This window comes from Streptococcus infantis (assembly GCF_047464415.1).
In the GTDB taxonomy this organism is placed as follows: Bacteria; Bacillota; Bacilli; order Lactobacillales; family Streptococcaceae; genus Streptococcus; species Streptococcus infantis_AE.
Window position 1 is genome coordinate 112,676 of record NZ_JASHBX010000007.1, and the last position, 12,082, is coordinate 124,757.

General features: G+C 36.0%; 19 protein-coding genes. All 19 read left to right on the forward strand.

The genetic code is table 11. The features are described 5' to 3' along the window. Positions 1 to 62 precede the first annotated feature (62 nt). The 19 genes from murD (at position 63) to QM460_RS05775 (ending at position 12,007) form a co-directional block, all read left to right on the forward strand. Positions 63 to 1,415 carry a UDP-N-acetylmuramoyl-L-alanine--D-glutamate ligase gene (gene murD, locus QM460_RS05685; protein WP_414289495.1) on the forward strand — a complete coding sequence of 451 codons (1,353 nt, stop codon included), beginning with the start codon at positions 63 to 65 and terminating at the stop codon, positions 1,413 to 1,415. Position 1,416: 1 nt separating this feature from the next. Then, positions 1,417 to 2,475: a UDP-N-acetylglucosamine--N-acetylmuramyl-(pentapeptide) pyrophosphoryl-undecaprenol N-acetylglucosamine transferase gene (locus QM460_RS05690; protein WP_414289496.1), complete on the forward strand. Its 1,059-nt coding sequence runs from the start codon at positions 1,417 to 1,419 to the stop codon at positions 2,473 to 2,475. A 9-nt stretch (positions 2,476 to 2,484) separates the two neighbouring features. After that, on the forward strand, positions 2,485 to 3,771 hold the full coding sequence (locus QM460_RS05695; RefSeq protein WP_414289497.1) for a cell division protein FtsQ/DivIB: 1,287 nt from the start codon (positions 2,485 to 2,487) through the stop codon (positions 3,769 to 3,771). A gap of 171 nt (positions 3,772 to 3,942) precedes the next feature. Next, positions 3,943 to 4,080 (forward strand): hypothetical protein, encoded by a 138-nt coding sequence (locus tag QM460_RS05700; protein ID WP_414289498.1) that lies wholly within the window; start codon positions 3,943 to 3,945, stop codon positions 4,078 to 4,080. A gap of 18 nt (positions 4,081 to 4,098) precedes the next feature. Continuing rightward, complete coding sequence (locus QM460_RS05705) at positions 4,099 to 4,599, forward strand: modification methylase Sau96I (RefSeq protein ID WP_414289499.1); 501 nt, start codon at positions 4,099 to 4,101, stop codon at positions 4,597 to 4,599. 5 nt (positions 4,600 to 4,604) lie between these two features. Continuing rightward, on the forward strand, positions 4,605 to 4,853 hold the full coding sequence (locus QM460_RS05710) for a hypothetical protein (RefSeq protein WP_049536849.1): 249 nt from the start codon (positions 4,605 to 4,607) through the stop codon (positions 4,851 to 4,853). Positions 4,854 to 4,865: 12 nt separating this feature from the next. Beyond that, positions 4,866 to 6,368, forward strand: coding sequence for a primase C-terminal domain-containing protein (locus QM460_RS05715; RefSeq protein WP_414289500.1), 1,503 nt, complete (start codon positions 4,866 to 4,868; stop codon positions 6,366 to 6,368). A 77-nt stretch (positions 6,369 to 6,445) separates the two neighbouring features. Continuing rightward, positions 6,446 to 6,607, forward strand: a complete 162-nt coding sequence (locus tag QM460_RS05720) for a hypothetical protein (protein ID WP_000600807.1) — start codon at positions 6,446 to 6,448, stop codon at positions 6,605 to 6,607. 8 nt (positions 6,608 to 6,615) lie between these two features. Next, positions 6,616 to 6,819, forward strand: a complete 204-nt coding sequence (locus QM460_RS05725) for a hypothetical protein (protein WP_000878299.1) — start codon at positions 6,616 to 6,618, stop codon at positions 6,817 to 6,819. 15 nt (positions 6,820 to 6,834) lie between these two features. Then, the gene (locus QM460_RS05730) at positions 6,835 to 7,257 is read left to right on the forward strand and encodes a hypothetical protein (RefSeq protein ID WP_414289501.1); all 423 of its coding nucleotides are present in this window, start codon (positions 6,835 to 6,837) and stop codon (positions 7,255 to 7,257) included. Next, positions 7,254 to 7,700 (forward strand): thioredoxin domain-containing protein, encoded by a 447-nt coding sequence (locus QM460_RS05735; protein ID WP_414289502.1) that lies wholly within the window; start codon positions 7,254 to 7,256, stop codon positions 7,698 to 7,700. The genes QM460_RS05730 and QM460_RS05735 overlap by 4 nt, the downstream gene beginning before the upstream one ends. Then, positions 7,693 to 7,923 (forward strand): hypothetical protein, encoded by a 231-nt coding sequence (locus QM460_RS05740; RefSeq protein WP_414289503.1) that lies wholly within the window; start codon positions 7,693 to 7,695, stop codon positions 7,921 to 7,923. The genes QM460_RS05735 and QM460_RS05740 overlap by 8 nt, the downstream gene beginning before the upstream one ends. 9 nt (positions 7,924 to 7,932) lie before the next feature. Continuing rightward, positions 7,933 to 8,154, forward strand: coding sequence for a multidrug transporter MATE (locus QM460_RS05745; RefSeq protein WP_414289504.1), 222 nt, complete (start codon positions 7,933 to 7,935; stop codon positions 8,152 to 8,154). Further along, entirely contained in the window at positions 8,141 to 8,626 is a 486-nt protein-coding gene (locus tag QM460_RS05750; protein WP_414289505.1) for a hypothetical protein, read from the forward strand. Before QM460_RS05745 ends, QM460_RS05750 begins: the two co-directional genes overlap by 14 nt. A gap of 1 nt (position 8,627) precedes the next feature. After that, on the forward strand, positions 8,628 to 9,638 hold the full coding sequence (locus tag QM460_RS05755; protein WP_414289510.1) for a hypothetical protein: 1,011 nt from the start codon (positions 8,628 to 8,630) through the stop codon (positions 9,636 to 9,638). 16 nt (positions 9,639 to 9,654) lie between these two features. Further along, entirely contained in the window at positions 9,655 to 10,479 is an 825-nt protein-coding gene (locus QM460_RS05760) for a hypothetical protein (RefSeq protein WP_414289506.1), read from the forward strand. A gap of 120 nt (positions 10,480 to 10,599) precedes the next feature. Further along, positions 10,600 to 10,956, forward strand: coding sequence for a hypothetical protein (locus QM460_RS05765; RefSeq protein ID WP_414289507.1), 357 nt, complete (start codon positions 10,600 to 10,602; stop codon positions 10,954 to 10,956). A 33-nt stretch (positions 10,957 to 10,989) separates the two neighbouring features. Beyond that, a complete protein-coding gene (locus QM460_RS05770) occupies positions 10,990 to 11,277 on the forward strand; it encodes a hypothetical protein (RefSeq protein WP_049550500.1) in 288 nt (95 codons plus the stop codon). Positions 11,278 to 11,689: 412 nt separating this feature from the next. Beyond that, positions 11,690 to 12,007 (forward strand): hypothetical protein, encoded by a 318-nt coding sequence (locus tag QM460_RS05775; protein ID WP_414289508.1) that lies wholly within the window; start codon positions 11,690 to 11,692, stop codon positions 12,005 to 12,007. Positions 12,008 to 12,082 lie beyond the last annotated feature (75 nt).

Genomic DNA, 12,082 nt, shown 5'->3' on the forward strand with positions numbered 1-12,082 from the left:
TTGTGGCTTTTTTATTTTCATAAAAATGGTAAAATAGTAAGAGTAGAAATGGAGTTCTAGATATGAAACGAATTGATCAATTTGAAAATAAGAAAGTATTAGTCCTAGGTTTGGCTAAATCTGGTGAATCTGCAGCTCGTCTCTTGGATAAGCTAGGTGCCATTGTGACAGTGAATGATGGCAAGCCTTTTGAAGAAAACCCAGCTGCGCAAAGTCTCTTGGAAGAGGGCATCAAGGTTGTCACTGGTGGACATCCTTTGGAATTATTGGATGAAGATTTTGCACTTATGGTAAAAAATCCAGGAATTCCTTATAGCAATCCAATGATTGAAAAAGCACTAGAAAAAGGCATTCCAGTCTTGACTGAGGTTGAGTTGGCTTATTTGGTTTCAGAGGCACCGATTGTTGGTATTACTGGTTCTAATGGTAAGACTACAACTACAACCATGATTGGAGAAGTTCTGACTGCTGCGGGGCAAAATGGTCTCTTATCAGGGAACATCGGTTATCCTGCTAGTCAGGTGGCTCAGACAGCGACAGATAAGGACACCCTTGTCATGGAGCTATCCTCTTTCCAATTAATGGGAATCCAGGAATTCCATCCTGAAATTGCTGTTATCACCAACCTTATGCCAACCCATATTGACTATCACGGTTCTTTTGAGGACTATGTGGCAGCTAAGTGGAATATCCAAAATAATATGACAGCAGCTGATTACCTAGTATTGAACTTCAACCAGGAATTAGCTAAAGAACTTGCGACAAAGACAAATGCTACTGTAGTACCATTCTCAACACTTGAAAAGGTTGACGGAGCTTACCTCGAAGATGGTCTTCTCTACTTCCGTGGTGAAAAAGTCATGGCAGCTGATGAAATCGGTGTTCCAGGTAGCCACAATGTGGAGAATGCTCTTGCAACCATTGCCGTTGCTAAACTTCGTGGTGTTGACAATGAAACCATTAAGGAAACCTTGTCAGCCTTTGGTGGCGTTAAACACCGTCTCCAGTTTGTAGACGAAATCAATGGGGTGAAATTCTACAACGATAGTAAGTCAACCAATATCTTGGCAACTCAAAAAGCCTTGTCAGGATTTGATAATGGCAAGGTTATCTTGATAGCTGGTGGTTTGGACCGTGGTAACGAGTTTGACGAATTGGTGCCAGATATTACTGGACTTAAGAAAATGGTCATTCTCGGACAGTCTGCAGAACGTGTCAAACGTGCAGCCGATAAGGCAGGTGTGACTTATGTCGATGCAACAGATATTGCAGATGCAACTCGCAAGGCTTATGAACTTGCAGAAGAAGGAGATGTGGTTCTCCTCAGTCCTGCTAATGCTAGCTGGGATATGTATGCTAACTTTGAAGTACGTGGAGATCTTTTCATCGACACTGTAGCGGAGTTAAAGGGATAATATGAAAAAAATAGTATTTACTGGTGGGGGAACGGTTGGACACGTTACCCTCAACCTTTTATTAATGCCTAAGTTCATCGAAGATGGCTGGGAAGTCCACTATATTGGTGATAAAAATGGGATTGAGCACCATGAAATCCTCAAGTCAGGTCTAGATGTCACTTTCCATTCGATTGCAACAGGGAAATTACGTCGTTATTTCTCATGGCAAAATATGGTTGACGTCTTTAAGGTTGCTTTTGGAATTCTTCAATCGCTCTTTATCATGCTACGTGTTCGTCCACAAGCCCTCTTTTCTAAGGGTGGATTTGTATCTGTTCCGCCTGTTATCGCAGCGCGAGTATGCAGAGTACCAGTCTTCATCCACGAGTCTGACCTCTCTATGGGATTGGCTAATAAAATTGCCTATAAGTTTGCGACTAAGATGTACTCTACTTTCGAGCAAGCGTCTAGTCTCACTAAGGTAGAACATGTAGGAGCTGTGACCAAGGTTTCTGGTCCAGTTATGGAAGAACCTGAAGAAATGGTGGATATCCGAACTTCTTTCAACGACAAGTTACCAACCCTTCTTTTCGTCGGTGGTTCTGCTGGTGCGCGTGTCTTTAACCAATTAGTTACAGACCACAAGGAAGAACTGACTAGTCGCTACAATATCATCAACCTGACAGGTGATGCTAGTTTAAATGAACTAAGTCCAAACCTCTACCGTGTTGACTATGCGACGGAACTCTATCAACCACTCATGAATCTGGCTGATGTGGTCATCACTCGTGGTGGTGCCAATACCATTTTTGAGCTCCTTGCTATGGCTAAATTGCATGTCATTGTGCCGCTGGGGCGTGAAGCTAGTCGTGGAGACCAGATTGAAAATGCAGCTTATTTCGTGAAAAAAGGCTATGCAGAGGAGTTGCAAGAGAGCGATTTGACCTTGTCTACTTTAGAAGAAAAAGTAAGCAAGCTTTTGACTCACAAAGAAGACTACCAGAGTACGATGAAGAATTCTCATGAATTAAAATCTGTGGCGGATTTTTATGCGCTACTAAAAAAAGATCTATCATAAGGAAAATCGATGTCAAAGGATAAGAAACAAGAGCCAACACAAGGCAAGGAATTGTCAGAGTGGCAAAAACGAAATCAAGAATATCTTCAAAAAAAGGCTGAAGAAGAGGCTCAACTAGCCAAAGAAAAGGCCCAAGCAGATACCAATAAAAAAGAAGCGGCAAAAGCTCTAGAAGAAGAAGCCACCTTATCAGAGTGGCAGAAGCAGAACCGTGAATATCTGCGCAAAAAGGCTGAAGAAGAGACCAAGGAAGAACAAGAGTCAGACTTATCTGAAGATACTGAGTCAGAAGAGGATTCAGATTCTAATCCTGAAGAGCAGAAGGAAAGTGCAGAAGACCAGTCCTCTCCTGAGAATGAGGAGGAATCTACTGAAACAGAACTAGTAGAAGAAGAGGACGAAACATCTGAAGAAAAATCTGAAGAAACAAAAGTAGAAGAAAAGAGATCTAAGTCTAAGAAAAAGATTGCTAAGCCTTCTATTCCAAGTGTTCATATCTGGCGTGCTGTTACGATTCTAATCCCAAGTTTGCTTGTCTTGTTCTTTTCCATCTATCTTTTGACGCCATACTCAACTTTGAAAAACATAGAGGTTACTGGTACGGTAGAGACCAATGCAGACCAAATCAAAGAGGCTTCAGGGATTCGTGATAGTGACTATACCTTTGATCTACTCCTCAATAAAGACAAACATGCTGAGATGATTAAGTCCAATCACTGGATTGAATCTGCGAGCATTCACTATCAATTCCCGACCAATTTTACCATCCAGGTCAAGGAATACGGGATTGTAGCCTATTATGTTTCTGGAGAGGATCATTATCCGATTCTTTCTAGTGGTACGGTGGAAACTAGTCCAGTTAGTCTAGTCAGTCTTCCTGAAACCTATATGTCTGTACTCTTTAACGATGAGCAGCAAGTCAAAACCTTGATTGAACAACTGGCTGAAGTCAGTCCAGAGATTAAGCAAGCTATCAAAACGATTGAGTTGGCTCCAACTAGTGTAACAAGTGATCTGCTCAAAATTACCATGTATGATACGGATGAGGTTTTGGTTCCGTTATCAGAACTAGGTAAAAAATTGCCTTACTATAGCAAGATTAAACCTCAATTAACAGTGCCAAGCGGTATTGATATGGAAGTTGGGATCTATAGTTATAGTTTGGCGGATAAGGCACTTGAGGAAGAAAGAATCAAGGCCAAAGAAGAGGAGAAGAAAAAGCTGGAAGAAGAAAAGAAAAAACAAGAGGAACAGGGTAATCAAAACCAAACAACTCAACAATCACAGAGTCGCTAAACTTGAGAGTATTCTATCGGCTTGATTGTGAGTCTTGGCTTTAAAGTTCTTCGGATACTAGGTAAGTGGTAAGAGTTTTTAGAAAATCAGATAATTCAATATTTTTAGGAGAACAGAGAAATCTGTTCTCTTTTTTGTTCGCTTAAAATTCTATTTGAAAGGAGTTCGACGATGGTAGGATTAGAGATTGTAATGAATTTAGATACGTTAGAAATCTTTGACGTTATCGATCATGATAAAAATGGAAACAGCGAACAAGCACCTACACCCATCCAATTAAGTTTGTTTGACTCAATGACGTGCATTTGACAGAAGGAGATAATCAGGATGGACAGAGAAGCGCTATACAATGAATTAATTCAAAGCGAACCATTAGGTTTCATTGATCCATTCTCAGATCTTGGGGAGTTTGATCCTCTTCAGCTGAAATTTAAAGAACCCGTAAAGGACTTAGTGAATCGATATTCAGGACAACCATATAGCTTAGCCTGGCAACATAAAATTATGGAAATGCGGAAGTTGTTTATTGCCTATCAGATAGCATTAAATGAAGAAGATAAACAGATTAACTTTCAGCGAAGAACAAGAAGCGAAGAGTCCAAAGAACATGCTACTACTATTATAACAACCTACTTAAAGTTAGGATTTAGTTTTAAAGAGATTGAGAAGCGTGTTTCTTTATCTTACAAGCAACTTCGTCGAGGATGGAGAAGAAGTGATCACATAATGACAAATAGTCCTGAATTTTATAGCAAAAGAGACTTATCTGAAGGTTACTGTTTACCGAGCAAAAAGTTACCTAAAAGTATGAGAATCAATAAGGAGTAATTATCATGAAAGAAGCAGTATTAAAGGAGCGTGTTTGTACTTGGGAACGTCTTCTAGATGAACTATTACAAAACGAAACAAAGGTGGAGAGGGATGAAATTGATTTAATTCCAATTAAAACATCTTGTAGAAAAGAGTATTTCTGGATAGCAGAAGTGAGTGTTGAGAATCAGCACAATACTAGTACTACTGAATATGGGTATTGTCCATTTTGTGGATTAAAAAAACAAGAGATTCTTATAGTTGATTTGTAGAAATTAAAAAATATGAAAAAGATTGATTTATTAAAATGCTTATCCACCATCACAAAAGACGGATTAAGAACACAAAAATTTAAGAATAGCCATCTACAGCTCATCTCTTCAGCTGAAGAAGGAAGACGAGGGTCTGTATTTGCTTATCGTTCAAAAGCAAATATGGTGAAAGCACGTGGTGTTGTTTTAACATCTGTCGAATCATTGTTGGAGAACCAGGATCAGTTTACACACTGGACTCCTAACGTATATTGCTATGGAAGCTATAGCGATGCTGGTCGACGGATTACACGTGGTCACTCTGAGGATAATCTTAGACAGATTAACACATTCTACATTGACTTCGATATTACCTCTGCAGCTGAAGAAATGACGACAGGAGATATTTTAACTGCTTCCTTGGATCTAGGTTTTATGCCGACGTTGATTCTAAAATCTGATAAAGGATTTCAAGCATATTTTGTCTTATCAGAATCGGCCTACGTTACAGCTCATTCTCAATTTCGAGTGGTAAAGGTGGCTAAAGCTATCTCTCAAAATTTGAGAAATTACTTTGCTCAAACTTTACCAGTAGATATGACCTGTAACCATTTTGGAATTGCTCGGATTCCTCGAACTGATAATGTTGAATTTTTTGAAGCTGACTATACCTATTCGTTCCAAGAGTGGTTAGATTGGTCGATGAAGCAATCAGAACTTCCTTTCCCAAGTAAAAAGCCCAATTTGACGGTTATTTCAGGTTCTGAAGGGGTGAAACAGATTGATGAACCCTGGTATCAATTACTGATGAGAGAGGGGAATATCAAAGGTGGAAAAGCCTTGATGGGAAGAAACAATGTTCTTTTTACGCTGGCTCTAGCCAACTTCTCTTCAGGAATCGATCAGGAAGAATGTGAGGAAGTTCTTTCTAGTTTTAATGCAAATCTAGACGAACCACTCTCTTCAGCTGAATATCATAAGATTATCAAAAGCGCCTACTCAGGAAAATATGAAGCTGCTAGTCGTGACTATGTAATGACTTTATGTAAAGCATGGGTCAATCAGGAACTCAAGGCCTCAGATCTCTTTGTGAAGCAACGTTGGTACAAGTTTAAGAAGAAGCGTGCGAATAGAAAGAATAGTCACATGCACGAATGGAAAACAGATGTAATGGACTATTTAGAAGGTTTCTATCAATCCGAAGATCCATTTATCCAGACGACGAAAAAAGAGATACGAGAGAAGTTGAACATTCCTGAGCGTTCATTAGACAAAGTATTAAAGGTTCTCAAAATAGAACAAAAGATCTTCTTCACAGTCAAACACGGCCGTGGAGGAGGCATCAGATTAGCCTCTATCAAAGCAATCTTACTTTCCCTTATCCAGGTAAAGAAAGAACGTCAGGAGGCTTATATGGCCAACATTGCTGCTTTCTTTGAAGAAAGCTTAGAGTTCACTCAGAGAGTGATAGAAAGGGTTAAAGATGCCTTTAAACAAACACAACAACTATCTCTATTTGAGCTTGATATTGGATAATTTTAAAAACCCGCAAACTGCCTTTACATTATATCTATGATTATTGACATAGAATTGGAAATTGATGGAGGAATGATATGATTTTAATTTTAGTTGGATTCTTTAGCCTTATATTTGTTGGAGGAGTTTTAATAATTCTCTCACTTATAGGGATTCGTAAACGAGTTCGTTTAGAAAACGGATATGATTCTGAATTAGAGACAGATCAGCTGGCAATGATTGCCCAAAATAGAAAGTGAGAATAAGAATGAAGTATGTAATTTTTAGTTTTGAATTAGGTGACTATATTTGTAATGGGGAGAATAAAGTTTTAGTTTTTGATACATTGGGACTAGCTTTTCAGTATCTTCAAAAACATTATCGTAAACCACTTCCTGAGCAGAGAAAAAAGAGATTGATTCACTACCCTGATGTTTATCAAGCTCCGTTTAGACTTCTAAAAGTTTGTTAGGAAGGAGACAGGTCGATGTCAGAGTTATTCAAAATTATCCGTGGATACTACCTAACAGGAGTTGGACAAGAACCATTTGCTTATTATTTCAAACTTTCATCGGATAACTTAAAATTTGAGTCTATTTCTGCAGGGGATGTAGCTTTAACTTTTTATCAAAACGAGGAGAGTATTACTAGCATTCCAGCGATTATTAGAGTAGATAGTGTTATCTCGAATGATAAAATGATTTCAGATTATCTGCAGGAGGAGTTGAGAGATCACTATCCAATGTTACCAATTGTCCGTGTATTGGATTCCGAGGAATTTGATCCTTTGCTCTTTCAGGAAGTGATGACAACGTTCACTAACTTAAAATCAGAAATAAAAGAATTGGTCAAGATTGATTATGTTCAAGGTTCTATATTTGATTTTATGGATGAGGAGGAAGTAGTATGAAAGAGCTTTTTAGACACATTAAATTAGCTGTAGGTGCTATTCTAGTTATTTTATTTGTGAGTCTCGCAGTTCTAGGAGGATATAGGATGTATAAAGATCATTTTATCTTAGATTATGATCCTCATCTTACTCAGAAGGAATACCAGAATACTGTACTTGATCAAAATGTAAATCTAGTATTTTATAAAAAAGATTGTCCTTACTGTCAGGTTGGAAAAAGTGTAGTTGTAGATGCAGCCAATAAAGGTTCTTATCCTACATTTTATATTGATATTCAGACAGAAGAAGGTCAAAAGTTGGTAGAAAAATACCAGGTTGAAAAAGCTGCAACTATCATCAAGATTCGTAAGGGAAAAATAAAGAAATATCTATATGCTTCAAGAGATTCAGAGGAAAAGATTGTAGCCGATGAGAAAGGAATCCAGGAGGCCATAAATGACTAAAATGGTAAAGCTAAGTAAATGGGCTGAGACAGCTTTTCAAAATGATTGGGAACTGTGGCGTACTAGGACAAATGAAGGAATGGTTGTTTTAGGAAAATTATCAGATGGAACGTTTACCCTACATCGTTTTAATGATGAGGGAGGACAACTAACACATATTTCGCATGATGAAGCTCTTTGGCTAACATTGGATTTGGCACCTGAAAAGTTAGGCTGTATTTAAGGAGGTAGTATGTATCAAATTTTAAATGCTATTGCGCATGGCGTGGTTGGAACTGTCTTGATTGCGATTTGGTTTGTACCGCTCTTCAAGATAACTATATGTGATAACTTTGGAAATGAAATCAAAACGAAAAGGCTGCCATTGGCATTCTTAATGTTATTAAAAAGTGTTTGGCCGAAAAGTAAGATTTCATTTATTTGGAAAGGATATAAGAGACATGAGAAGAACTAAATCATCTAGTTTGAAGCAAAAAAGAGCTAACAAACATTTAAGAGGTATAAAAAATTACACGCTATCGAGTGAACAAAAAAGTTTCGACGATGTATCAACTTTTGATATGTTGTTTGCAATAAATGTGAAGTATAGAGTTTTTGCAATTTTAGGAGGCGTATCTGGTTTTATTTCGCTAGTTTTAGTATCAGTAAATCTCTTTTTAGGATTTAATGCGTATGTAATTGTAAATTTAGTTAATATGAGTCCAACTTTTCTAAAATTATTAGGAGCAAAAGAAGTTTCTTTTATGACAGTATTTGAATTATTTTATTTTGGAAGTGTCGAGTCAATGAGAGATATGTTTGCAACTATTTTTGTAGCTATTATAGTTTTTTCTTTATCATTATTTATAATTTGGGCTACTGAAAAAAAGACAGATATAAACTCTTTAACAAATCAGTATTATGAAAAAATTAGGAAGGAGAAATAAAATGTCTACTTTAATCGAAATATCCAAACGATGGATTGAAAAGATAAAATCTAGCCCAATTTTGAAACCATTTATTAAGATTAAAGTTTGGTTTCAAGAGAATATTATTAAGAGAAAACTAGTTATTTTCTCAATGTTGTTTGTAACCTGGTTGACCCTTTTGATGGGAGCAATTTTCTCACCACAAAGACAAACATATACTTCAGAACAACTCAAAACAAAGCAAGTTTTTGCAAATGGTAGTGGTGAGATGAAACTGGTCAGCCAGGAATATTCACCAGATACTGGAATTATTGTTTTACAATTTGAGACGAAAGATGCTACAACTTCGATAGATCGGGGCATCGATGCCAAACGATTGAAATGGAAACTCTATGCGCAACATAAAGACTCAAAAATAGAAATGGATGTTGTCCCAATCATTGATAATAAAGTATCAGTTATTATTAAAGGAGTTCCGAAAAATTTTGGTGCATTTGCGATCGATGTGACAAATCAGACAGTTGCTTCTAGCTCAATTGATGTGAATATTTCATCACCATCTAGTGACTCTAAAAAGGTTTCTCAGAAGAAATCTGAAGAAGATGACACTGTACAATTCTTTGTAACTCCTCAAAATACTCAGCTTGAAATTAAAGCTATTGAGGTTGTCTCCAGAGAAGAATTTACTCTTCAGGAAATAGAAAAAGAGATCAATTTCCAGAATGAACAGTCTCAAAAATTGACAACCTCAATTGCTCAATTAAAGGAATCAATTGAAGATGATAATTCACGAAAAGCGAGTCTTCAAGCGGAAGCAAAATATCTAACAGGTGATGATCTCGAAGCCAATCAAAAGAATATTGCTACGCTGGATACAAACATTGAAACGAAGAATAGAACCATCGAAACAGCCTATAAAAACATTGAAAAGTTGAAGGCTAAATTGGAGTCTTTGGATAAGAAAAAACAGGCAGTCAAAGATGGAACATTTGAATTTTCAAATCCTATTGAAACTGTAGAAATGAATTAAAGTGAGATAAAATAAAATGAAAAATTTAATTAAAATGGTAAAAGGAACTGATAAATTGGGATATAAATTATCTGCGATTTGTGGAATAAATTGGCTGGTTGGTCAGATGTTTAAATGGCAATCTTTAGTGTTTGAAATGATAGCGTGTGCTGTTCTGGTTAAAATAATATCAGAAGCACTTGAAATTAGTTCAAATTATTTAGGATTTTTAATGATTATTTTTATCCTAGCTGTTCCTTTTTCAAAATTGCGTTTTGGTGTTGAGAGATTTATTTTTTCATTTTTTGAAAGTGTTGTGTTAGGCTTGATTTTTTCCATAGCAGTAGTTTTTCCATTTCAAGAGAATGAATCATCGTTCTGGCTTTTAGCCACAATCTTTAGTATCGGTATTTATTATTTCATGAAGTGGTTTCAAGCAAAACTTTTTCAGCGTTATCTATTCAAAAATATCTTAAACAAGGATTACCTTGGAATCCGAAAATTAAAAGATAAGTTACCTCCTAAAATCAATCTTTTTACGGATGCTGATGAAGCTGATGCAAACCAACGAATGATTACGATTAACCAGCGAGCAGTGAAAAAGGATTATCAAGATATTGTAGAATTAAGTTTTTTGAATAGAGAAAAACGGACAGGTATTTCCTATCATAGAAAATCATGGAATGGTTCTGAAGCTCCTCTTGAAAGAGAATTTGTAGATATTGAAGAATGGTATCATCCAGTATTTAGTGTCTTCCCATTTGGGAAAAAACATGATCTTTATTTCAGCTTGATTCAATTTGATGTAAGTAAAAAGAGTGCGTTTTCTATGAAAGGTGAGTTTGTGTTTACCAACAAATAGTAGTCAAAAATCTCCTTAATTTTTGAATTAAGGGGATTTATTTTTTATGATTGTCCCTTTAAAAAATTTTTTTCAGTTATCTCTTATACTAGAATCAATCAAAAAAAGAAAGGCAGAAAAATGAAAGAACAACTTAAATTAGCACCAAAGGAAAATCAACCAGTTAGAAAGCATCGTACTGTATTCACAAGTACAAAAGGTTTAATTAGAAAACAGAAATGGGTTGTGCTGGATATTGATGAATATGGAATAACCTATCATAGTAATCCAGGGTATAAAGGAGAAATGTTTTCTTCAATGTACCTCGTTCTACAGGAAATTAAAATTGATGAACGTTCTTTCACACTAACCATCAAGAAAAATGATCATGAAGTTTATGTGATTGATTTGAAAAAATTAGATGGCGATTTGTGGAACAACTTCCAAATTATAAAAGAAAAAATTACCAGCTTTGCAGGAAATAAATTAAGGAAATAAGAAATACGAAATTAGAAAAAAGGAGAAGTAATCATGGCTAAAAATGATTTAACAAAAATTGATAATCAACTGGAAGAGGCAAAGAAAAGAGTTGCCCTTTTGGAAAAGGAACGTAAAGAAGCAGAAGAGAATCTTCAAAAACAAATTGGTAAAATCTATGTTCAAATTCAATTGAAGAAAAATAAAAATCAGTCGTATGAATCAATTCTTGAAGAGTTAAAAATGGAATTAAACCTCATCAAAGAAGATGAAAAAGAACAACGTTTAGCAGCTAAGAAAAATCGTGAAGAAGGAAACTTTCCAGCTGAAAATCAGTCTTAATTTTTGAGTTTTGAACTTCTAAATGAAGTCAAAAACGGTGTAAGCAAAAGTGTGTAAAAAGGAAAAACAGTGTAAGTATAACACCTACAAAGTGTGTAAAGGTAAGTATAGCATGTGTGTGTAAGTAGGTGAAACCGAGAAAATTGATATCATTGGAAACGTTGATACTATCAACATATCACGGCACGTGATATCAGTTTCCCTTATGCTCTTTTCTACCACAACACACTAAAAAAGGACCTTAGTCCCTCTGTGTGTGTTAGTGTGTTGAAAAACCGCAAAAATAGAACCGTATCGGTTCGTGATGTTGCGAGGTTGAAGTTTTCTTTTTTGCTTCTTTTTGCTTTTGCTTCGACAAAAGAAAAAAGAAGTCCTGTTTTTGGGACAATAAATAATAAGATGGAGGATACAGATGGACATTCTCATTAGAGGATTAGCACAGGAAGAGGTTAGCTACCTAAAATCTCTTGCCAATAAAAATAAAGCCAAGTCATTTAATGATTTTCTGCTCTCAATTTGTCGTGAAAAAATTGAGTACGGAAAATTTAATCGTGCTCAAGATTTGTATGTTGCTCATTTGGAAAATATGAAATTAGCTTCTGACCATGTTCTTGAACAAATGAAAAAACAGACAAGGATACTCTCTGAATTTGAAGAAAAAATGGATTGTTATGGTGATCATATTTCACGTTGGTTAGAGTATGAAGGTGAGGTAGAAATTGATGGCTAAAAATTTTTTAATTAGAAATGTTCCTGATGATATGTTTGAGCAACTTCAGGCCATTTCAAAAAAATATAACTATCC